The following is a 21,329-nucleotide window of genomic DNA, read 5'->3' as shown; positions in this document are numbered from 1 at the left end:
GACCGTTGCCACGGATCCATTCTTCCAGGTCGGTCAGGGCTGCTCGGATCCCTCGGCGGCGCGCACCTCGTCCTCCAGCGCCCGGATCCGCACGCGCAGGGCGCGCTCGGCGTCCCAGCCGTGGGCGCGGGCCTCCGCCACCAGCTCCAGCAGGCGGTCGCCCAGCTGCGCCTCGTCGAGCGGCGCCGCCTCGAGCACGGGCGCCGGCGTCGGCCCCACGATCGCCGACGGCGGCTCCTCGTGCGCGTGAGCGGCGGGGTCCTCGACGACCTCGATGCCGGCCTTGGCAGCGCGGCCCAGGATCTTCTGCGCGCGTGCGAGCGCGGGCATGCCCGGGGGGATGCCGTCCAGCACGCTGCGACGCTCGTGCTTCTCGGCGGCCTTCGCCGCGTTCCAGTGCACGAGCACCTCCTCCGGCGTGTGCGCGATCGCGTCGCCGAACACGTGCGGGTGACGCCGGGTCATCTTCTCGGTGAGCGCGCGGGCGACGTCGTCGATGTCGAACGGGTCGTCCGGATCCTGCGCCGCGATCGCCGCGTGGAACAGCACCTGCCAGAGCAGATCACCCAGTTCCTCGCGGAGCTCGGAGCGGTCATCCCGCTCCACGGCGTCGATGAGCTCCGCCGACTCCTCGACGAGGTACGGCACGAGCTCGCGGTGCGTCATCGCCTGCGACCACACGCACCGCTCGCGCACCTGGCGCATGACCTCTGCGGCCGCGCGGAGCGGATCCGCGCCCGCTGCGGCATCAGCGTCCATCTCCGCCCTCCTCGACCTCGTGGGGATCATCTTCCTCCGCATCCCCGAGAGCGCGGTGTGCCTTCGCCCGCCACGACACGAGCACCGCCGCGACCAGCAGCGCGATCACCGAGCCCAGCAGCACCGCCAGGATCGCCTGATCCCGCACCGCCGGATCCGCGGCGAAGGCCAGATTGGCCAGCAGCAGGGAGACCGTGAACCCGATGCCGCCCAGGGCGCCCGCCGCGAGCAGGTCGGGGAAATGGATCGCCGGCGGGGCGCCGCGAGGGCGGATCGTCTGGGCGACCGCGCCGAACGCCGCGATGCCGACGAGCTTGCCGACCGGCAGCGCGACGAGGATCGCGAAGAACGCCGGGGAGAGCTCGCTCAGGGGCACCTGCGGGATCACGACGAACGCGGCGACGAACGCGAACAGCGGCAGCACGAGCCCGTTCACCCAGGGCTCGAGGGTGTGCCGGGTCGGATCCGCGACGCGCGGGGCCATCACCAGCCCGAGCATGACTCCGGCGATGGTCGCGTGCACCCCGGACGCCGCGAACAGGCACCACGTCACGATCCCGACGACCACCATGAGGACGACGACCACGGGCCGGGACCATCCGTCCCGCCGGCGCAGGCGGCTGAGCACCGCGAACACGGCAACGGCGACGACGCCGAGCGCGAGCAGCAGCAGGTTCAGGCCGTGCGCGAACAGCACGGCGATGAACACGATCCCGACGATGTCATCGAGGATCGCGAGCGCGAGCAGGAATGCGCGCACCGCGGACGGCAGCCCCCGTCCGAACACGGCCAGCACGCCGAGGGCGAAGGCGATGTCGGTCGCGGTCGGGATCGGCCAGCCGGTGGCGCTGGGACCGCCGCTCGCGATGAGCAGGTACAGCGCGATGGGCACGAGGATGCCGCCCGCCGCCGCGATCGCGGGCTGGACGGCGACGCGCACGCTGTTCAGCTCGCCGCGGGTCAACTCGTACTGCAGCTCGAGCGCGACAACGAAGAAGAAGATCGCGAGCACCCCGTCCGACACCCAGTGCGACACGGACAGATCCAGGGGCGTGCCGGAGACGCCCAGATGCGCGTGGAGGACCCCCGCGATCGCGTCGTGCGTGGGCAGGTTCGCCAGCAGCAGTCCGAGTGCGGCTGTCGCGAGCAGCAGGATCGCGGGGAACTGCGGGGATCTCAGGAGGCGAGTCGTGCGGCTCATCCCTGCCACCGTATCGCGCCCGGCCCGCACGCGCAGGGCCTCGTGGACCCCGTTCGTCACGCGTTCGTCGCGCGCGCCGCGTCGGTTTACGCTCGAGGAGTGACCCCCGACACAACCCATACCGAAGCCATCCGCATCATCGGCAGGTTCGAGGCAGGGCGCGAGCTGCCCGAGGCGATGCGCGCGGACGTGCGCATGCTCGGCGCGCTGCTCGGCCAGGTGCTGCGCGAATCCGGCGGCGACGACCTGTTCGACGACGTCGAGCGCCTGCGCCAGGCCACGATCGAGGCCTACACCGACGAGTCCGCCGAGGCGTTCGACCGCGCGACCCGCATCGCCGAGGAGTTCTCGGTGCAGCGGGCCGACGAAGTCGCCCGCGCGTTCACCGCCTACTTCCACCTCGTGAACCTCGCCGAGGAGCACCAGCGCGTGCGCGTGCTGCGCGAGCGCCGCGACGGCCCTTCGACGGGCTCAGGGACCGAGGTGCGGACCGACACCGTGGCCGGCGCCTTCGCGCAGCTCACCCGGGAGGTCGGCGAGGACGAGGCGCGGCGCCGGCTGGGCGGTCTGCGCTTCCACCCCGTGTTCACGGCGCACCCGACCGAGGCCCGCCGTCGCGCGGTCTCCTCGAGCATCCGGCGCCTCGCCGAGCTGCTCAGCGAGCACGATGCGGCCACCCCGGGCGGCCCCGAGGCGCACCGCGCCCGCCGCCGCATGCTCGAAGAGGTGGACACGCTGTGGCGCACCGCGCCGCTGCGCGCGCAGAAGCCGGAGCCCACCGACGAGGTGCGCACCGTGATGGCCGTGTTCGACGAGACGCTCTTCACGACCGTCCCGCACGTGTACCGGCGGATCGACGACACCCTCCGCGGCGAGGAGTCCGGATCATCGGCGCCGATCGTGCCCGCGTTCGTGCGCGTCGGCACCTGGGTCGGCGGCGACCGCGACGGGAACCCCTTCGTGACCGCTGCGGTGACGCGCGAGGCCGCGGCGATCGCCTCCGACCACGTGCTGCGCGGGCTCGAGCGCGCGATCGAGCGGATCGGCCGCACCCTCACGCTCGACGCCGAGGGCACACCCCCGTCGGCCGAGGCGACCGCCCTCTGGGAGTCGCTGCAGGCCGGCGATCCCGACCTGGCGGCCGAGGTCGCCACGCGCTCGCCCGGCGAACCGCATCGCCGCATCCTGCTGCTGCTCGCGCACCGCGTGGGCGCCACCCGGCGCGGCGAGGAGGGCGGCTACACCGACCCCGAGCAGCTGCTCGCGGATCTGCGCGTCGTGCAGTCCTCGCTCGACGCGGCGGGCGCGCACCGCCACGCGTTCGGCGGGGTGCAGCACCTCATCTGGCAGGTGGAGACCTACGGCTTCCACCTCGCCGAGCTGGAGGTGCGCCAGCACTCGCAGGTGCACGCGAAGGCTCTGGCCGAGCTCGAGGCCGCATCGAGCGGGTCCGACGGCGGGACGGTGAGCGCCCAGACCGCGGAGGTGCTCGCGGTCTTCCGCACGATCCGCGAGATCCAGCGCGCCTACGGGCCGCGCGCGGCGGGGCGCTACGTGGTGTCGTTCACCCAGTCCGCCCAGGACCTCGCGAACGTGCACCGGCTGGCCGCGCACGCCTGCGGCGACGACGTGCCCGTGCTCGACGTCGTCCCCCTCTTCGAGACGTTCGCCGACCTGCAGGCAGCTCCCGGGATCCTCGCCGAGATCGTGGAGCATCCGGCCTTCGCCGCGCGGCTCGCCGCGACCGGCCGGCGTCTCGAGGTCATGCTCGGCTACTCCGACTCGTCCAAGGACGTCGGACCGGTCGCCGCCAACCTGGCGCTCTACGAGGCTCAGGCCGAGATCGCCGCGTGGGCGCAGCGCGAGGGCATCGAGCTCACGCTCTTCCACGGCCGCGGTGGTGCGCTCGGCCGCGGCGGAGGGCCCGCGAACTCGGCGATCCTGGCCCAGCCGCCGCACTCCGTCGACGGCCGGTTCAAGCTCACCGAGCAGGGCGAGGTGATCTTCGCCCGCTACGGCGAGCCCGCGATCGCGATGCGGCACATCGACCAGGTGACCGCCGCCACGCTGCTCGCCTCCTCCCCCGGCGTCGAGCAGCGCAACAGCGCCGCGGCCGCCCGGTTCGCCGACGTCGCCGCCACCATGGACCGCGCGTCGCGGGAGCGCTTCTTCGCCCTCGTCAAGGCGCCGGGCTTCGCGCCGTGGTTCGCCACGGTCACGCCGATGGAGGAGATCGGGCTGCTCGCCCTCGGATCCCGCCCGGCCCGCCGCGGGCTCTCGGTCGAGTCGCTCGAGGACCTGCGCGCGATCCCGTGGGTGTTCGCCTGGACCCAGGCGCGGATCAACCTCGCCGGCTGGTTCGGCCTCGGCAGCGCGCTGGAGGCCGTGGGCGACGAGGAGCTGCTGCGCACCGCGTACCGCGAGTGGCCGCTGCTGCGCACCATGGTCGACAACGTCGCGATGAGCCTCGCGAAGACGGATCCGCGGATCGCCCGCCGCTACCTCGAGCTCGGCGACCGCGACGACCTGGCCGCCCTCGTGCTGGAGGAGATGGAGCTCACGCGCTCCTGGGTGATCCGGCTCACCGGCGGCGAGCGCCTGCTGGAGAACAAGCCGATCCTGCAGCGCGCGGTCGCGATGCGCAGCCCGTACGTGGACGCCCTGTCGCTGCTGCAGCTTCGCGCGCTGCGCGCACTGCGCGCCGCCGACGAGCAGGCCCCGGCGCCGGATCCGGAGCTGCAGCGCCTCCTGCTGCTCTCGGTCAGCGGCGTCGCGGCCGGCCTGCAGAACACCGGCTGATCCGGCTGCGCTCCGGCCGGACTCCGGCCGATCTCAGGCGCCGGTCCTCTCGCCGAGGGCCGGCGCCTGCGTCTCTGCTCACCAGCCCTCGGTGAGCACCCGGTCCAGTGCGGCGACGACCATGTCGGCGCTGGCGGCGGTCAGGCACAGCGGCGGCTTGACCTTCAGCACGTTCGAGCGCTCCGACGTGGTGAGCACGATCACGCCGAGCTCCCGCAGCCGCTCGCAGATCGCCGCGGCCTCGGCCGCCGCCGGCTCCATGCTGTGCCGGTCGCGCACGAGCTCGACGCCGAGGTACAGCCCCTCGCCGTGCACCGGCCCGATCAGCGCGTGCTTCTCGGCGAGCGCGCGGAACCCGTCCGCCAGGCGTGCACCCACGACGCGCGCGTTCTCCTGCAGGCCCTCCTCCGCCATCGCGTCGAGCACGGCGATGCCGACGCGGCAGCTGAGCGGGTTGCCGCCGGCGGACGAGAAGAACTGCCCCTGCGTGGCGAGCGCGTCGGCGACCCGCTGCGAGGTGATGACGCCGCCGATGGGGAATCCGTTGCCCATGGGCTTGGCGATCGTGATGATGTCCGGCACGACGCCGGACTGCTCGAATCCCCAGAACGTGGATCCCATCCGGCCGAATCCGACCTGCACCTCGTCGGCGATGCACAGTCCGCCCACGGCGCGCACGCGCGCGTACACGTCGGCGAGGTATCCCTCGGGCAGCACCACGCCGCCGGCGTTGCCGAGCACCGACTCGCAGATGAACCCGGCGACGGGCCGGCCCTCCGCCGCCAGCCGATCGAGGTCCGCCCCCAGGTCGGCGGCGTACCGCGCCCCGGTGCCCTCGCCCCGATACGTGCCGCGGAACCGGTTCGGCACGTCGGCGACGTGCACCCAGTCCGGCCGTGTGGCGAGCGCATCCGGGTTGTCGTAGGCGCTCGTCGTCACGGCATCGCTGGCCATGGTCCAGCCGTGGTAGGCCTCCCGCAGCGACACCACGGTCCTGCGCGCCGTCGCCGCCTGGGCCAGCCGCAGCGCGAGGTCGACGGCCTCAGATCCGCTGTTCACGAGGAGCACCGTGTCGAGGGCGTCCCGGTCGGCGCCGGCACGGCGCGCCTCGTCCGGGAGCAGCGCGATCAGCCGCTCGCTGTACTCGGCGAGCTCGCGGTAGAGGAACCGCGAGTTGGTGTTCAGGATCCGGATCTGCCGGTTCACGGCGTCGGCGACACCCGGGTGCCCGTGCCCGAGGCCCGTGACGTTGTTGACCATGTCGATGTAGGCGCGGCCCGTGGTGTCGACGAGGTGGTGCCGCCAGCCGCGTTCGATCTGCGGCGGGCGCTCGTAATAGCGCTCCTGCGCGCTCGCGAAGATGCGCTCCCGGCGCGCGAGCTCGGCGGGCGCCTCATCGTCCTGGGCGAGGGACGGCAGACCAAGCCACGGCGCGGGATCCACGCTGAGCCGGCGCCAGGCGGGCACGAGGTCCGGGACCAGGAACGCGGCGTCGCCGGGGGCCGGCACCGCTACGGGGGCGTCGTCCCGCAGGATCGACACGACGACGGTGCGGGCTGTCGCGCTCTCGGGAACGTCACCGATCCCCTGCCCTGCCTCGACCGCGGCGCCGACATCGGGCGCCGCGGCGACGCCGCGGATCTCGCACGCCCAGCCGTCGAACGCGATCCGCACCGTGCCGTCCCCGGATCCCTCGATCCGCCCCGAGAGCGGGGCCGTGAGCCGCTGCGGAGCACCCGCGGGGAGGTGGATCACCGTGCCGATGGGCCAGGTCGCCGCCGGGTCGGGACTGTCGACGCGCGTGCGGGTGAGCCGGAAGACACCGTAGGGCATGACGGCCGCCGCCGCGCCGCCATCGAACGCGACGCGGACGAGTGCTTCCTCCGCGTCGGGTGCGAGCCAGGTGCCGGACGCGAGGTCCTCGGACTCCACACCGGGATCCAGGATCGCGATTTCGCCGTCGAGTCCGGGCAGCAGCGACGCGAGCGGGGATCCGTCCCGGGCCGGCGGCGGGGGAACCGGAGCCGTCGCAGCGACTCCGAGCCGGGCCAGGACGAGCTCCACGGCCTCGCCGAGAGGGACGGCCGTGGCTGCGTCGAAGATCGCCTGCTCTCCGGCGATGCGCTCGCACGCGTAGTCGTTGCCCCCGTCGATCTCGAGCTGGCGCCAGCCGCTCGCCACCAGCAGAGCCGCGCGCAGCACGATCAGCGGCCAGACCGCGCGCGCCTCGGATTCGCTGAGCGGAGCATCGGCATGGAAGGCCGCGATCGTCTCGAGCACCCGCCACGGCCGTTCCGGCTCGTGGTGCAGCATGGACGAGGCGCACACGGCGAGCTCCGCGACCCGCCATCCGAGTGCGAGGTCGCCGAGGTCGAGCACGGTACGCGGATGCAGCCGCGTGTCCGCACCACGCTCCCCCATGACGTTGTCGTCGGTGAGGTCGCCGTGGATCGGCTGCACGGGGAGGTCCGTCGCGACCCGCCGCAGCAGGCCTTCCGCTGCGGCGATCGCAGCGGCGACCCGCTCCCGCAGTTCCGGTTCCGCGATCGACGGCAGCAGGCGCCGGGCCTCTTCCGCGGCCACCCGCATGTCCCACATGTGCGGGCGGTCGAGGCCCGGATGAGCCAGCCCGGCGAGGGCGTTCACCGACGCGGCCGCGAGGGATCCGAACTCCTGCAGCACGACGGGCGCGAAGTAGCCGGCGTCGACCATCGGCTCCCCGTCCGCGAAGGCGCTGCGCCGCACGGAGAGGCCGTGCCAGCGCTGCGTGAGAGCGCCGTCGAGGCCGGGCAGCGCGGCCGGCACCGTGACGCCGGCGGACCGGTAGGCGTCCAGCGCCGCGTGCTGCGCGTCGCGGGCGCTGTCGCCGAAGACGGGGTTGTCGACGCGGAGCACGCTGCGGGTGCCATCCGCCTCAGTGAGCAGGAAGTTGCGGTCCTGGTTGCTGCCGAGCTCCGACGCGGTGACGGCGATGCCCCAGTGCTCGCGCGCGATGGCGATGGCGTCGGACACGGTGACATCGGGGCGCACGAGACCCCCGGCGGGCTGTTCGGGCACAGCGGTCCCTTCGTTCGAGCGGGAGGAGCGCGGGAGGAGGGCGGTGGTCGCTCAGAGCGCGTGGTCGTCGGCGTGCCGGGCGAGCGACCGCGCATATCGCTCGGTGAGCTGCACCATGAGATCGGGCGTCGAACGGTCCACGCCGAACACGTACCCGGGGAAGTCGAGCTCGTGCTGCGCCTCCCAGATCTCCTCGTGGCGCTCGGGCGAGAGGATCCGCACCGGGTCGCCGACGGCGACCCAGCCGATCGGCACGACGGTCTCGGGCGGCAACGTGGTGCGCAGGTGCACGACGGCGTTGATGCGCACCTCGCTGCGCTCGCCGATCACCGCGCCGTTGAAGATCCGCGTGCCGGTCGCCAGGAACACCTCGTCCGCGATCGTGGCGCCGGAGATGCTCGCCATCGGCCCCACCAGCACGTGGTCGCCGATGTGCACCGGGTTCGCGGCGGTGGCGCGGATGAGGGCGTTCTCCATCACGATCACATGCTCGCCGAGGGTGATCGGCCCGCCCTCTGCCGTGATCACGGCGCCGTGCAGCACCTGGCAGTTCGGGCCGATCGTCACGTCGCCGGAGATCACGGCGGACGGAGCCACGACGGCCGTGTCGTGGATACGGGGCCGAGCCCCGAGGTGCTCGTACATCATGCCGCCAGACTAGCGGCGGTTGCCCGGGACCGGCGGGGGTTGCTCAGGTGCGGCTTCGGTTGCCGCGGATGAGGCCGATCACGAGGGTCGCGAGGAACAGCACGATTCCGAGCACGGCCAGCCAGATCAGCCCCTTGACGACGAAGCCGAGGATCGAGAGCCCGAGCCACACGATGAGCAGGATGATCAGGAGTGTCCACATGCCATGACTCTCCCGCATGCGAGGAGCACCGGCCACCCCGTTGACGTGCCGGGGCCGGTGCGCTAGCGCCGGGGCTCTCGCACTCCGCTCGCGTCACCCCTCGGCCCGCTGTTCAGGCGCCGACGGGCGGGAGCAGGCCCTTGGCCGCGGCCATCGTGCGGGCGATGAGCAGCGCCGGATCCGTGATCTCGCCGTCGACGAGCAGCCGGTCAAGTTCCGCGAGCGGCATCCGCACGGGCTGCACTCGCTCGCCCGGATCCGCGAGAGCACGGCCCTCGTGCACGCCCGGCGCGAAGAACAGGTGCGTCGCCCATACGCTGCGTCCCGGGTTGGCGAAGAACGTGTGCAGCGGGATCAGCTCGGTCGGGACGACGCCGAGCTCCTGCTCGAGTTCGCGGCGTGCCGCCTGCTCGGGCACCTCGCCGAACTCGCCGCCGCCACCCGGGAGATCGAGGATCCAGCGATCGACCGGGTACCGGTACTGGCGCGCGAGCAGCAGCACCGACCCGTCCTGCACGAGGGTCGCGACCGTGAAGGGCACGCTGCGGTCGACCTCGAACGTGGTCCGCTCCCCGGAGGGCAGCTGCACCTCGTCCACGTCGATGCGCACCCGCCCCCGGTGCGTCTCGCGCGTGGAGATCCAGCGCCAGCGCGGATGCTCGCTCGGAGCGGGACGCTCCCGGGAGCGGCGCGGCGCCGCAGGCGCCTCGGCTCGGAGTGGGACGTGATCCGCCGCCACCGCCGCCGGCGCCTCCGAGCGCGGCACAGCACGCCGGCTCTGCATGAGCTGCTCCACGAGGGCGCGCCCCTCGGCCGCCGACAGGGCATGCCCGCGCCGCGAGCGCGCGATGGAGTCGGCGTTCACGAGGCGGCTCCTGCGGCGACGGGAACCTCGACGGGCGCCGATTCGGGGAACAGCGCGGTGAGCAGCTGGCCGGTCCACTCGACCGGATCCGCCCGGTCGGCGCCGGGCATCGGCACCACGAGCGCCTCTCCCCCGCCGACGAGCTTGGCCTGCGGGTACAGCCGCTGCAGCCGCACCTTCATCGAGTCCTCCAGGCGGGCGGGCGCGATGCGCAGGTTCGAGCCCATCGCGACGACGTCGGTGAGGCCGGCGCGTGCCGCGCGACGACGCAGCCGGGCGATCGCGATGAGCCCCTCGACCTCGGCCGGCGGCGTGCCGTAGCGGTCGGCGAGCTCCTCGACGACGTGGTCGATCGCATCCGCCGGCGCGGTCGCGGTGGCCGCGCTGGACAGCTTCTGGTACGCCTCCAGGCGCAGACGCTCGCTGTCGATGTAGGAGTCGGGGATCCGTGCATCGACGGGCAGCTCGAGGCGCAGCTCCGCGCCGGTCTCGGTCTCCTCGCCGCGGAACGTCGCCACGGCCTCGCCGATCATGCGCAGGTACAGGTCGAAGCCGACGCCGGCGATGTGCCCGGCCTGCTCGGCGCCGAGGAGGTTGCCGGCGCCGCGCAGCTCGAGGTCCTTGAGCGCGACCTGCATGCCGGATCCGAGGTCGTTGTTGATCGCGATGGTCTGCAGACGGTCGGCGGCCGTCTCGCTGAGCGGCTTGCTGTCGTCGTAGAGGAAGTAGGCGTAGGCGCGCTCCCGGCCGCGGCCGACGCGCCCGCGCAGCTGGTGCAGCTGGCTGAGGCCGTAGCGGTCCGCGCGGTCGATGATGATGGTGTTGGCGTTCGAGATGTCGAGGCCCGTCTCGATGATCGTGGTGGAGACGAGCACGTCGTACTTGCGCTCCCAGAAGTCGTCCACCACCTGCTCCAGCTGGTGCTCGCCCATCTTGCCGTGCGCCACCGCGATCCGCGCCTCGGGCACCAGCTCGGCGAGCTCGGCGGCCACGCGCTGGATCGACTGCACCCGGTTGTGCACGTAGAAGACCTGCCCCTCGCGAAGGATCTCGCGGCGGATCGCGGCGGCTACCTGCTTGTCGCTCTTGGGGCCCACGAAGGAGAGGATCGGATGCCGGTCCTCCGGGGGCGTCTGCAGGGTGGACATCTCCCGGATCCCTGTGACGGCCATCTCCAGCGTGCGCGGGATCGGCGTCGCGCTCATGGCGAGGATGTCGACGTTCGTCTTCATCTTCTTCAGCGCGTCCTTGTGCTCGACGCCGAAGCGCTGCTCCTCGTCGATGATCATGAGGCCCAGATCCTTGAACATCACCTGATCGGTGAGGATCCGGTGCGTTCCGATCACCATGTCGACGGATCCGTCCAGCAGGCCCTCACGGACGAGTCGGGCCTCCTTGTCGGTCTGGAAGCGCGAGAGCGGACGCACCTTGACCGGGAAGCCGGCGAAGCGCTCGGTGAACGTCTCCAGGTGCTGCTTGACGAGGAGGGTCGTCGGCACGAGCATCGCGACCTGCTTGCCGTCCTGGATGGCCTTGAACGCCGCGCGCACGGCGACCTCGGTCTTGCCGAAGCCGACATCGCCGGACAGCAGCCGGTCCATCGGGATCGGCCGCTCCATGTCGGCCTTGATCTCGTCGATCGTCTGCAGCTGGTCAGGTGTCTCGGCGAACGGAAACGCCTCCTCGAGTTCGCGCTGCCAGGGGGTGTCGGCGCCGAAGGCGTACCCCTTGGCCGCCATGCGGGCCGAGTACAGCTTCACGAGCTCGATGGCGATGTCGCGCACCGCCTTGCGGGCTTTGCCCTTGGCGGCGGCCCAGTCGCTGCCGCCCATCTTCGAGAGGGTCGGCGCCTCGCCGCCGACGTACTTCGAGAGCAGGTCGAGCTGATCGGTCGGCACGTACAGCTTGTCGCCGGGATAGCCGCGCTTCGACGGCGCGTACTCCAGCACCAGGTAGTCACGCGTGGTCTTCACCGCGTTGCGGCCGCCCGACGAGACCTCGCGCTGGGTCATCTCGACGAACCGCGCGATGCCGTGCGTCTGGTGCACGACGTAGTCGCCCGCCTTGAGCTGCATCGGATCCACGACGTTCTTGCGCCGGGAGGCGAGCTTCTTCACGACGCGGGTGTCGCCGCCGATGGTGCGACCGTAGAACTCGTTCTCGGTGATGACCGCGATCCTGGCGCTCGCGATCTGGAAGCCGGACTCGATCGTGCCCGTGACGAGGGTCGCGACGCCCGCGTCCGGGGCGTCCGGCAGCGTGTCGACGACGCGAGCGGCGATGCCGCGGTCGGCGAGCACGTCGCGGGCCCGGTCGACCAGGCCCGCTCCCGACGACACCAGCACCACGCGCCAGCCGTCGGAGACCCGGCCCGCGGTGAACTCGATCGCACCGTCGACGTTGCCGTGGAACGACGGGATGGGCGCGGCGCTCACTCCGTCGGCGCCCTGCTCGAGCGTCGCGTCGTCGGAGCCGGCGTCGAAGGCGCTCAGTCGCCACCACACGCCGCCGCGGTCGTGCACCGCCGTGCGCAGCTCGGCGACGGAGAGGAAGTCGCCGGTCTGCAGGTCGATCGGCGCGGACGCCCCCGCGGTGGCCGCACTCCACGCGGCCTCGAGGAACTCCCGGTTGGTCTCGCCGAGGCTCGCGGCGCGCGCGCCGCTGCGCTCCGGGTCGACGAGCGCGACCGCGGCTCCCTCGGGAAGGTAGTCGGCGAGGGGCACCACCGGTCCGGCGACAACGGGCAGGAGCGACTCCATGCCTTCGACGGGGATGCCCTCCGCCATCTTCTGGAGCATGCCCGCGATGCCGGGGAACGCGTCGACGAGCGTCGCGGCGCGCTCGCGCACCTCGGCGGTGAGCAGCAGCTCGCGGCTCGCCGGCAGGGCGACGGTGCGCACCTCTCCGGGCAGCGAGCGCTGGTCGGCGACCGAGAAGAGCCGGATCTGGTCGATCTCGTCGCCGAAGAACTCGACGCGGGAGGGGTGCTCCGCCGTGGGCGGGAACACGTCGAGGATCCCGCCGCGCACCGCGAACTCGCCGCGGCGGGACACCATGTCCACCCGCGAGTAGGCGCGCTCCACCAGCGAGGCAGCCACGCCGTCGAGGTCGTAGCCGCGCGCACCGACGGTGAGCTCGAGCGGCTCGACGTCGCCGAGCCCGGACGCCACGGGCTGCAGTGCGGCGCGGACCGAGGCCACGACGACGAGCGGGCGCTCCCCCGACCAGACGCGCATCCGGCGCAGCACCTCGAGGCGCCGGCCGACCGTGTCGGGGCTCGGACTCAGGCGCTCATGCGGGAGCGTCTCCCATGCCGGGAAGGCCAGGATCTCGGCGTCCGAGAGGTACGAGCCCAGCGCGGCGGCCAGGGATTCCGCGCGCCGACCGGTCGGCGCGACCACGAGCAGCGCCGCGGGCTTTCCCCCGGCGGCACGGCGCTCGAGGAGGCCGGCGAGCATCGGCGCGTCCATCCCCGCGCTCGCGAGCAGGTCGGCATCGGTCTGCGCCCAGGTCAGGGCGTCGCGGAAGCCCGACGCCTCGTCTTCCAGCGCGCGCACGATCCCCTGCACAGTCACCGAAAAAGTCTACGTGGATCCACCGACACCGGATGCCCGCGTTCGGGGTCCGGCTCTCCGGCATTGAGCGCAGGGGGGGGCGCGACCCGTGACATCTCCGGCACCGGATGCCCGCAGCGAACCGGGCGATGACGATAGCCGGCTGTTCGAGCGGGTGCGGGCGTCAGGGAGCTGAGCTGACCTGCGCCGCGTGTCATCCGGGTGGTGTTCCGGCGTGGGTGAGGTCGCTGTGGATGTGGTGGGGGTCGCCGGTGCGGGTGCGGGGTCGGTGCCAGTCCCGGTAGGGGTCCCACCATGCGGGGCCGCGGAGTTCGGGGACACCGTGGTGCATGCGGATCTGCCAGCCGGAGGTGTCGAGGGTGCGGTGGTGGTGCCAGCACAGGGCGACCCCGTTGCTGGTGTGGGTGGGTCCTCCGTCCGCCCATTCCCGGACGTGGTGGATCTCGCACCAGGTGGCGGGGATGTGGCAGCCGGGGATGATGCATTCCCGGTCGCGGAGCTGGATGGCGCGGCGTTGCAGGGCGGTGAAGATCCGGGCGGTGGTCCCGATGGACACGATCTGCCCGTGCTCGTCGAACAGCACCCGTTGGATCCCACCGGCGCAGGCGGTGTGCCGAGCCACGGTGAGGGGGACGTCGTCGCCGGTGCCTTCGATGAACGCCCGCCCGTGTCCGGTCGCGTACGCCTCCGCCGTGACCGACACCACCAGGGTCGGGGCGGCACCACCCAGGTCCGGCATGCGGCCACTCGCGGCGGCCGCGGTGAGGATCATGGCGAGGTTGTCGTGGTTGCGTTGCGCGCGGGTGCGGAAGTCCTCCGGGACCGGAAGCCCACCGATGTCGTCATCGTCGGGGTCGCTGTCGGGTTCGAAGCGGACACCGCCCACGCTTGGCGAGCTCACCGCGCCGTCACCGCAGCCTTCGGCCGCAGCCGCGTCCGATCCAAGATCCGGGGACCCGGCCGCCGCGGCCGGGTTGTTCAACGCGTCCAACAGCCGTTGCAGCAGCCCGGCGACTTCGGGGAGCAGCCCACCGCCGATCGGGTGCACGCCGCCGCGGAGTCTCCCGATCCAGAACCCGCGGTTGCGGTCGGCTTTCGCGTCCTCGGGCTCGGCACCGTCCGGATCCAACGCCAGCATCACCGCCCGGGCGTATTCGGCCAGCTCATCCGTCGACGGCGCAGGTCCCGGACGGCCCCGCTCGTCGCGGAGATCCTCACCGCGGGCGGTCGCGGCGAGCAGCGCGTCGACCGCTTCCCGTTCCTCGGCGGTGATCCGGTTCCCGGCGCGTTCCACCGGCCCGGTCGCGGCCAGCAGCCCCGGCACCGACACCACCCCGTCCCGCAACGCTTCGGCCATCGCCGGGTACCGCGCCGGTGTGAGATCACCGCTGGACAGCACCACGTCCCGATGCGTGGCGTGCGCGGCTCGGACGAACTGACGGGCGGTCCCGACGTCGGTGCGCAGTGCCCGCCGCAGCAGTTCGGTCACATCCCGGCATCCCACCGTCGGGGACACCCGTTCGGTGGACAGGCGCCGGTCCCGGTCCTCGACCTGCCCCACCAGCCCGGTGATCACCGCGTCCAGCAGACGTCGCACGGCCCCCGCGGCTTGCAGCGCCGGCACCAGATCCGCGCCAGTGAGACCGTCGAAACAGGATCCCATCTCCGGCGACGCGCACAGCTCTTCCAGCGGCCCGTCCAGCTGCTCGAGAACCCGTGCCGCGGTCGATGTCATACCCCCATTCAACCCGGGGTCACCGACATTCGAACACCAGATCAGACCTTAAAACGCAACCTGTGCACAACTCGTTCGGACACTCGCCTGTGGAGGACAATCGACCGCCACCCACGGGCCAGCACAGTCGCATCAAGGCACCCGTGGGAGCACCGCGCTGTCCCCTCGACTAGCTCGGGGACCGATGGGCGGGCAGCCGGGTGAGGCGACGCACATATATGTCCCGCGACCGATCACGCCGGCGGTCCCCGCGCCTAGGATGAACGCGTGACCGATCCGCAGCAGCCCCGTCCCGTCCCACCGCCGGGATACACGGCTCCCCCGGCCGCGCCCGGCGGATACGCAGCTCCGCCGGTACCCCAGCCCGAGACGCAGACGTCGTACCCGCAGCCCCCGCAGGCGCCCCCCGGTGCGTTCGCCGGCCCTGCGGGCGGATACGCGGCACCGTTCCCCGCTCCCGCTGCCCGTCGAGGCGGCGCCGCGATCGGCCGCGTCGCGCTGATCCTCGCTCTCGTCGCCACCGTCCTGCTCACCGTCCTCAACGCGGTTCTCGCCTGGCAGATCGGCTACGGCGCGGGTTCCGGCACGACCCTCCCCGAGCTCGAGAAGCAGCTCGCCGCGGAGGATCTCTCGGCGTTCACGCCCGTCCGGGAGCTGGTGCTGTGGTGGGAGATCACGGCGTGGGTCGCGAGCGGTCTGGGCATCTGGGCGCTCGTCCAGGGCATCGTCGCGATCGCTCGCCGCCGCGGCCGCGGATCCGGGATCGCCGCCGTGATCATCGCGGCGCTCGGGCCGTTCGTGTTCTTCTTCGTCGCCTACGTCGTCCTGGCGATCGCGCTCGGGGTCGCCGCGACCACGCGCTGAGGCGCGAAGAACGAAGCGGCGTCACCGCGCCCGCCTCGAGAATGCCACGGATGGTCAGCGCGGCGCGTGGTGCTTCTGCTGGGCCGCGAGCAGGCCCTCCTCGACGAGCTGCTCCACGGCGTCCGCCGCGTCGGAGATGAGGATCGGGAGGTTCGGGCGCTCCGCGGCGCCGAACGGCGCGAGCACCCAGTCGGCGGGATCCTGCCGACCCGGCGGGCGGCCGATGCCCACCCGCACACGCGGGAAGTCGGGCGTGGTCAGCACCCGGGCCACGTCGCGGATGCCGTTGTGCCCGCCGTGGCCGCCCCCGATCTTGAGCTTGATCGTGTCGAACGGGATGTCGAGCTCGTCGTGCACGAGCACGATCCGCTCCGGGTCCACGGAGTAGAACCGCGCGAGGGCGCCGACCGGAGCGCCCGACACGTTCATGAAGCTGTTGGGCTTGGCCAGCACGAGCTTGTCGCCGCCCGGACGCACCCAGGTCTCGACGACCCGAGCACCGGCCTTGTGCTCGCGGAACGCCTCGCCCCGGCGGGAGGCCAGCTCGTCGACCACCATCTGCCCCACGTTGTGCCGGGTCGTGGCGTACTTCGGCCCCGGGTTGCCGAGCCCCACCACCAGCCACGTCTGCGCCATGGATCCATCCTCCCGGATCGTGAAGAAAGAAGAGAGACAGGAAAGGGGGCGCGAACCCGTCGCGCCCCCTTTCCGGAGTTCTACAACCGCAGGATCACTCCGCGGCGGCCTCCTCGGACTGCGCCTCGGCGACGGCCTCATCGGCGGCGGCGATCTCCTCCTCGGCGGCGATGGCCGCAGCGGGGACGGAGACGGCGACGACCAGCGTCTCCGGGTCGGCGACCAGGGAGACGCCCTTGGGCAGAGTCACGTCGGCCGCGGTGATGCGCGCGCCGTCCTCGAGACCCTCGACGGAGACCTCGACGTGCTCCGGGATGTGGGTCGCCTCGGCCTCGACCGACAGGTGGGTCGCGTCGAGGTTGGCGATGGTGCCCGCGAACGGCTCGCCGACGAGGACGACGGGGAGCTCGACGGCGACCTTCTCGCCCTTCTTCACGACGAGCAGGTCGATGTGCTCGATGATCTGGTGCACCGGGTCCTTCTGCACGTCCTTGACCAGGGCGAGCTGGCTCTTGCCGGCGATGTCCAGCTCGAGCAGCGCGTTGGCGCGGCGGATGAGCAGGGCGACCTGGTGGCCGGGCAGCGCGACGTGCACCGGCTCGGTGCCGTGTCCGTAGATGACGGCCGGGATCTGGCCCGCGGCACGCAGACGGCGGGCGAAGCCCTTGCCGAAGCTGGTGCGGAGCTCGGCGACAACCTTGTTGTCTTCGGTCATGATGTTCTCCTCGTTCACACGCGGCTCAGGTGCCGTGCGGTGGTCTGGGTTCGTCGTCTCGACACGACGGAAGGAGAGCCAGAGCTCACCGCGTCGATCACGGATGCGCGCACGCAGGCGCCATCCCTCGCCGAGGACCACACCATGCTACCCGAGTTCGGCGCGGCCTTCTGACGATAGGCTGTGGACCATGTTCGATGCCGCATTCATCTCCGAGGGGATCGCCTGGCTGATCGGCCTCATGGCGGTCGCCGCGACCGTGCTCACCTTCGGCGCGCTGTTCTCCATGGGCCGCTCCGGCTACCGCAAGGACTGACCGCCTCCACGAAGAACCGCGCCGCCCTCTCGGACGACGCGGTTCTTCTCGTGTACGCGGATCCGCGCGGGTTCATCCCACGCCGAGGTACGCCTCCTTGACGGCCGGGTCCGCGAGCAGCTCCTTGCCGGTGCCGGTGCGGGTGATCGCCCCGGTCTCCAACACGAACGCACGGTGCGCCCTTGCCAGGGCCTGGTTCGCGTTCTGCTCGACGAGCAGCACGGTCGTGCCCTGCGCGTTGATCTCCGTGATGATCTTGAAGATCTGCCGGATGAACTGGGGCGCGAGTCCCATCGAGGGCTCGTCCAGCAGCAGCACGCGGGGCTGCGACATCAGCGCGCGACCGATGGCGAGCATCTGCTGCTCGCCTCCGGACATCGTCCCGCCGAGCTGCTTCTTACGTTCGTCCAGCCGCGGGAACAGCGAGAACACGCGCTCGTACGACTCGGCGACGCCGGACTTGTTCTTCAAGCCGAACGTGCCCATGTCGAGGTTCTCCAGCACCGTCATGCCGGGGAAGATCCCCCGCCCCTCGGGCGACTGCGAGATCCCCTTGACGACCCGCAGGTGCGCCTTCATCTTGGTGATGTCCTGGCCGTCGAACAGGATCGATCCGCTGGACGGCTGCAGGAGCCCGGAGATCGTGCGCATGGTGGTCGTCTTGCCCGCGCCGTTCGCGCCGATCAGCGAGACGATCTCGCCCTCCTCCACGGAGAAGGAGATGTCGTGGATCGCCTTGATCCGCCCGTAGTGGACGGAGACGTCCTTCAGTTCAAGCAACGTCATCTTCAGGCACTCCCAGGTAGGCGGCGATCACGCGCGGGTCGTCACGGATGACCGCGGGCACGTCGTCGGCGATCTTCTTGCCGAACTCGAGCACCACGATGCGGTCGGTGACGCCCATCACGAGCTTCATGTCGTGCTCGATGAGCAGGACGGTGTACCCCTCGTCGCGGATGGACCGGATGAGCGCCATCAGGTCCTCCTTCTCTGCGGGGTTGAACCCGGCGGCCGGCTCGTCCAGGCACAGCAGCTTCGGATCCGTCGCGAGGGCGCGGGCGATCTCGAGGCGGCGCTGCGACCCGTAGGACAGATCGCGCGACCGCTTCTGCGAGTGCTGCGCGATGCCGACGAAGTCCAGGAGCGCCATCGCCCGGTCCACCGAGCTCCTCTCCTCGCGCACGTGCCGGGGCAGCCGGAGCAGGGCGCCGGGGACCGAGGTGCGGTGCCGCGCGTCCAGGCCCACGACGACGTTCTCCAGAGCGCTCATCTCGCCGAAGAGGCGGATGTTCTGGAACGTGCGCGCGAGCCCGAGCCTGGTGATCTGGTGCTGCTTGCGCCCCTTCACCGACTGGCCCTCCAGCAGCACGTCGCCGCTGGTCGGCTTGTACACACCCGTCATCGCGTTGAAGCACGTCGTCTTGCCGGCGCCGTTCGGGCCGATGAGGCCGAGGATCTCGCCGCGCTTGATGTCGAACGAGACGTCGTCGAGGGCCGTGAGGCCGCCGAAGCGGATCGTCAGGTTCTTCACCTCGACGAGCTTCTCGCCGACCGCGACGTCGATCTCGCGCTCGGACTCCGCACCCTCGACGAGCGGCGGGTCCTGCCCGGGCACGATGTCCGGCTCGGCGCCCGCGGCCGTGGGCTCCTCCGGCGCCACGTCGTCCGGGGTCCGGTTCTCGTTCGCATCGGTCATGACGCACCTCCCTCGGTGCTCGGCGTCGTGGTTCGGGGCGGTTCAGCACCGCGAGGCTGCTTCGGAGGTGCCACCCACTCCAGAGCCTTCCGCGAGTACGCCATGAGACGCATCTTCGCGGGGACCAGGCCCTGTGCGCGGTAGATCATCAGGATCACCAGGGCGACGCCGAAGATCAGGTACTTGTACTCGGCGATCGCCGTGAACCGCAGCGGGATGTAGGCGACGATCGCTCCGCCGAGGAGCGCACCGACCTTGTTGCCGGTGCCGCCCAGGACCACGGCGGCGAGGAACAGGATCGAGGTCTGCACGTCGAACTTCTGGTTGTTCACGAAGCCGATCTGCCCGGCCATCAGCGCGCCCGAGAGGCCGCCGACGCTCGCGCCGATCGCGAACGCCCACACCTTGTACTTGAAGGTGGGCACGCCCATCGTCTCGGCAGCGTCCTCATCCTCGCGGATGGCGATGAACGCGCGGCCGACCCGCGAGCGCTCGAGGTTGCCCACCAGCAGCAGCACGATGATCAGGATCGTGATGGTCAGCCAGTACCACGGCACGCCGTTGGAGTTCGCGAAGATCGGCACGCCCGACGCGGTCTGCCCCGGAGGACGGCCGATGTTCTGGAAGCCGACCTGCCCCTTCATCGCCGGGATGATCGTGGCGAGGATGCGCACGATCTCACCGAAACCGAGCGTGACGATCGCGAGGTAATCGCCGCGCAGCCGCAGGGTGGGAACACCCAGCACGACGCCGAAGACCATCGCGACGATCATGGCCGCCGGCAGCGTCCACAGATACGGGATCTTCAGGTAGGGCGAGTCGGGGCTGGTGAACATCGCCGCGGTGTACTGCCCCACCGCGAAGAAGGCCACATAGCCGAGGTCGAGGAGGCCGGCGTAGCCGACGACGACGTTCAGGCCGACCGCCACCAGGGCGTAGACCGCCATCGAGAACAGCGCGATGGACCAGTTGGTGCCCGGCGAGGTGCTGATCGGGAAGAAGTCCAGGTACGGCATCGCATATGCGATCGCGACGACGGGCAGCATCCATGCCCACTGCATGGGCCGCGACAGCTCGTTCCAGCGTTCGCGGAGTCCGCGGAACGGACCGCGGCGGACCGCCGCGATCGACTCGGTCTCGATCGCCTCGCGGGCCGACTCGGCCGTGGGCAGCGGGCGCGGCCCGTCAGCGGAGGTGCTCATGCCTTGCTCCTTCCGAGGGTGGTGCCCAGGATGCCGGTCGGGCGGACCAGCAGCACGAGGACGAGGATGACGAAGGCCACGACGTCGGCCCACTGCGCGTCACCGAGGAGGATCTGCCCGTAGTTGCCGACGATGCCCAGCAGGATGCCGCCGAGCAGCGCCCCGCGGACATTGCCGATGCCGCCGAGGACCGCCGCGGCGAAGGCCTTGACGCCGAGGATGAATCCGCCGTTGTAGATGACGCCGGACGGCACCAGCATCACGTAGAACAGAGCGGCCGCACCGGCGAGCAGACCGCCGATGATGAACGTGATCACGATGGTGCGCTCCTTCGAGACACCCATCAGCGTGGCGGTGTCCGGGTCCTGCGCGACGGCGCGGATCCCGCGTCCGGTGCGGCTGCGCCGGATGAAGAGGTCCGTTCCGACCATGAGCAGGATCGCGGCGACCACGATGATGATCTGCTGGTTCGTGATGATCGTGCCGAAGACGTCGAAGACCGGATCCGGGATGAACATCGTCACGGCGGGCTGCGCGTTCGCGCCGCCGACGAACGGCAGGAAGATGATGTACTGGATCGCGAACGACACGCCGATCGCCGTGATCAGGAACGCCAGTCGCGGCGCGTTGCGTTTGCGCAGCGGTCTATAGGCGACGCGTTCCACGAGGAACGCGGTGACGGCGGAGGCGAGCATGCCGACGATGAGCGCCAGCAGCAGATCCATGATGATCTCGGCCGGCCCGATGGTCGGGGCACTGGGACCGAAGCCGAGGGTGGTGAGCGTGACGACCACGCCGTACGCACCCACGATGAAGACTTCGGAGTGCGCGAAGTTGATCAGGCTGAGCACGCCGTAGACGAGCGTGTAGCCGACCGCGATGAGGCCGTACACGGCCCCGAAGGTGAGGCCGTCGAACGTCGCACTCCAGAAGTTCTGGAAGAGCGCGTTGACGTCGAAGTTGATCCAGGAGTTGTCCGCGTGCACGACGGAGAGGGCGAGGAGATCCAGCATTCGGGTTCGCTTCCACAGGGGGCGCTCGTGGCGCCGGGAAAGAGCA

18 protein-coding genes are annotated in these 21,329 nt (G+C 71.4%); 4 read left to right on the top strand and 14 right to left on the bottom strand.

Going from position 1 to position 21,329, the window contains the following annotated elements:
• Positions 1–33 precede the first annotated feature (33 nt).
• A complete protein-coding gene (locus tag ACYQ1L_RS05605; RefSeq protein WP_460003256.1) occupies positions 34–759 on the bottom strand; it encodes a nucleoside triphosphate pyrophosphohydrolase in 726 nt (241 codons plus the stop codon).
• Entirely contained in the window at positions 749–1,960 is a 1,212-nt protein-coding gene (nhaA, locus tag ACYQ1L_RS05600) for a Na+/H+ antiporter NhaA (protein ID WP_460003255.1), read from the bottom strand. Before nhaA ends, ACYQ1L_RS05605 begins: the two co-directional genes overlap by 11 nt.
• 177 nt (positions 1,961–2,137) lie before the next feature.
• Here nhaA and ACYQ1L_RS05595 point away from each other — a divergent pair, with 177 nt between their 5' ends.
• The gene (locus ACYQ1L_RS05595; RefSeq protein WP_460005760.1) at positions 2,138–4,759 is read left to right on the top strand and encodes a phosphoenolpyruvate carboxylase; all 2,622 of its coding nucleotides are present in this window, start codon (positions 2,138–2,140) and stop codon (positions 4,757–4,759) included.
• Positions 4,760–4,837: 78 nt separating this feature from the next.
• On the opposite strand, the gene ACYQ1L_RS05590 is transcribed toward ACYQ1L_RS05595, so the two are convergent.
• From ACYQ1L_RS05590 to ACYQ1L_RS05565, 6 genes are all read right to left on the bottom strand, one after another.
• A complete protein-coding gene (locus ACYQ1L_RS05590) occupies positions 4,838–7,816 on the bottom strand; it encodes an aminotransferase (protein ID WP_460003254.1) in 2,979 nt (992 codons plus the stop codon).
• Positions 7,817–7,867: 51 nt separating this feature from the next.
• A complete protein-coding gene (locus ACYQ1L_RS05585) occupies positions 7,868–8,464 on the bottom strand; it encodes a gamma carbonic anhydrase family protein (RefSeq protein WP_460003253.1) in 597 nt (198 codons plus the stop codon).
• A 43-nt stretch (positions 8,465–8,507) separates the two neighbouring features.
• Positions 8,508–8,666 carry a hypothetical protein gene (locus ACYQ1L_RS05580; RefSeq protein WP_460003252.1) on the bottom strand — a complete coding sequence of 53 codons (159 nt, stop codon included), beginning with the start codon at positions 8,664–8,666 and terminating at the stop codon, positions 8,508–8,510.
• A gap of 112 nt (positions 8,667–8,778) precedes the next feature.
• On the bottom strand, positions 8,779–9,531 hold the full coding sequence (locus ACYQ1L_RS05575; RefSeq protein WP_460003251.1) for an NUDIX hydrolase: 753 nt from the start codon (positions 9,529–9,531) through the stop codon (positions 8,779–8,781).
• Complete coding sequence (gene mfd / locus ACYQ1L_RS05570) at positions 9,528–13,106, bottom strand: transcription-repair coupling factor (RefSeq protein ID WP_460003250.1); 3,579 nt, start codon at positions 13,104–13,106, stop codon at positions 9,528–9,530. The genes ACYQ1L_RS05575 and mfd overlap by 4 nt, the downstream gene beginning before the upstream one ends.
• A gap of 193 nt (positions 13,107–13,299) precedes the next feature.
• The gene (locus ACYQ1L_RS05565) at positions 13,300–14,841 is read right to left on the bottom strand and encodes an HNH endonuclease signature motif containing protein (RefSeq protein WP_460003249.1); all 1,542 of its coding nucleotides are present in this window, start codon (positions 14,839–14,841) and stop codon (positions 13,300–13,302) included.
• A gap of 267 nt (positions 14,842–15,108) precedes the next feature.
• Here ACYQ1L_RS05565 and ACYQ1L_RS05560 point away from each other — a divergent pair, with 267 nt between their 5' ends.
• The gene (locus tag ACYQ1L_RS05560; RefSeq protein WP_460003248.1) at positions 15,109–15,705 is read left to right on the top strand and encodes a hypothetical protein; all 597 of its coding nucleotides are present in this window, start codon (positions 15,109–15,111) and stop codon (positions 15,703–15,705) included.
• A 54-nt stretch (positions 15,706–15,759) separates the two neighbouring features.
• Here ACYQ1L_RS05560 and pth read toward each other — a convergent pair whose 3' ends face one another.
• Together pth and ACYQ1L_RS05550 are read right to left on the bottom strand one after the other, a co-directional pair.
• The gene (gene pth, locus ACYQ1L_RS05555) at positions 15,760–16,341 is read right to left on the bottom strand and encodes an aminoacyl-tRNA hydrolase (RefSeq protein WP_460003247.1); all 582 of its coding nucleotides are present in this window, start codon (positions 16,339–16,341) and stop codon (positions 15,760–15,762) included.
• A 94-nt stretch (positions 16,342–16,435) separates the two neighbouring features.
• Positions 16,436–17,059 carry a 50S ribosomal protein L25/general stress protein Ctc gene (locus tag ACYQ1L_RS05550; protein ID WP_460005759.1) on the bottom strand — a complete coding sequence of 208 codons (624 nt, stop codon included), beginning with the start codon at positions 17,057–17,059 and terminating at the stop codon, positions 16,436–16,438.
• Between the two features lie 36 nt (positions 17,060–17,095).
• Between ACYQ1L_RS05550 and ACYQ1L_RS05545 the strand changes: the two genes are divergently transcribed.
• Together ACYQ1L_RS05545 and ACYQ1L_RS05540 are read left to right on the top strand one after the other, a co-directional pair.
• Positions 17,096–17,230: a hypothetical protein gene (locus ACYQ1L_RS05545; RefSeq protein WP_268892371.1), complete on the top strand. Its 135-nt coding sequence runs from the start codon at positions 17,096–17,098 to the stop codon at positions 17,228–17,230.
• A gap of 16 nt (positions 17,231–17,246) precedes the next feature.
• Entirely contained in the window at positions 17,247–17,372 is a 126-nt protein-coding gene (locus ACYQ1L_RS05540) for a hypothetical protein (RefSeq protein WP_460003246.1), read from the top strand.
• A 72-nt stretch (positions 17,373–17,444) separates the two neighbouring features.
• Here the strand turns inward: ACYQ1L_RS05540 and ACYQ1L_RS05535 are convergent, their stop codons facing one another.
• From ACYQ1L_RS05535 to ACYQ1L_RS05520, 4 genes are read right to left on the bottom strand one after another with little or no spacing between them, the layout of a single operon-like run.
• On the bottom strand, positions 17,445–18,158 hold the full coding sequence (locus ACYQ1L_RS05535) for an ABC transporter ATP-binding protein (RefSeq protein ID WP_159576530.1): 714 nt from the start codon (positions 18,156–18,158) through the stop codon (positions 17,445–17,447).
• Entirely contained in the window at positions 18,145–19,068 is a 924-nt protein-coding gene (locus ACYQ1L_RS05530) for an ABC transporter ATP-binding protein (RefSeq protein WP_460003245.1), read from the bottom strand. Before ACYQ1L_RS05530 ends, ACYQ1L_RS05535 begins: the two co-directional genes overlap by 14 nt.
• Positions 19,065–20,270, bottom strand: a complete 1,206-nt coding sequence (locus ACYQ1L_RS05525; protein ID WP_460003244.1) for a branched-chain amino acid ABC transporter permease — start codon at positions 20,268–20,270, stop codon at positions 19,065–19,067. The genes ACYQ1L_RS05530 and ACYQ1L_RS05525 overlap by 4 nt, the downstream gene beginning before the upstream one ends.
• Positions 20,267–21,283, bottom strand: coding sequence for a branched-chain amino acid ABC transporter permease (locus tag ACYQ1L_RS05520; protein ID WP_460003243.1), 1,017 nt, complete (start codon positions 21,281–21,283; stop codon positions 20,267–20,269). The genes ACYQ1L_RS05525 and ACYQ1L_RS05520 overlap by 4 nt, the downstream gene beginning before the upstream one ends.
• Between the last annotated feature and the right edge of the window lie 46 nt (positions 21,284–21,329).

Source organism: Microbacterium xylanilyticum (assembly GCF_054654695.1).
Note: the sequence above shows the minus strand (reverse complement) of the source record. Positions and strands in the feature narration are given on the sequence as shown.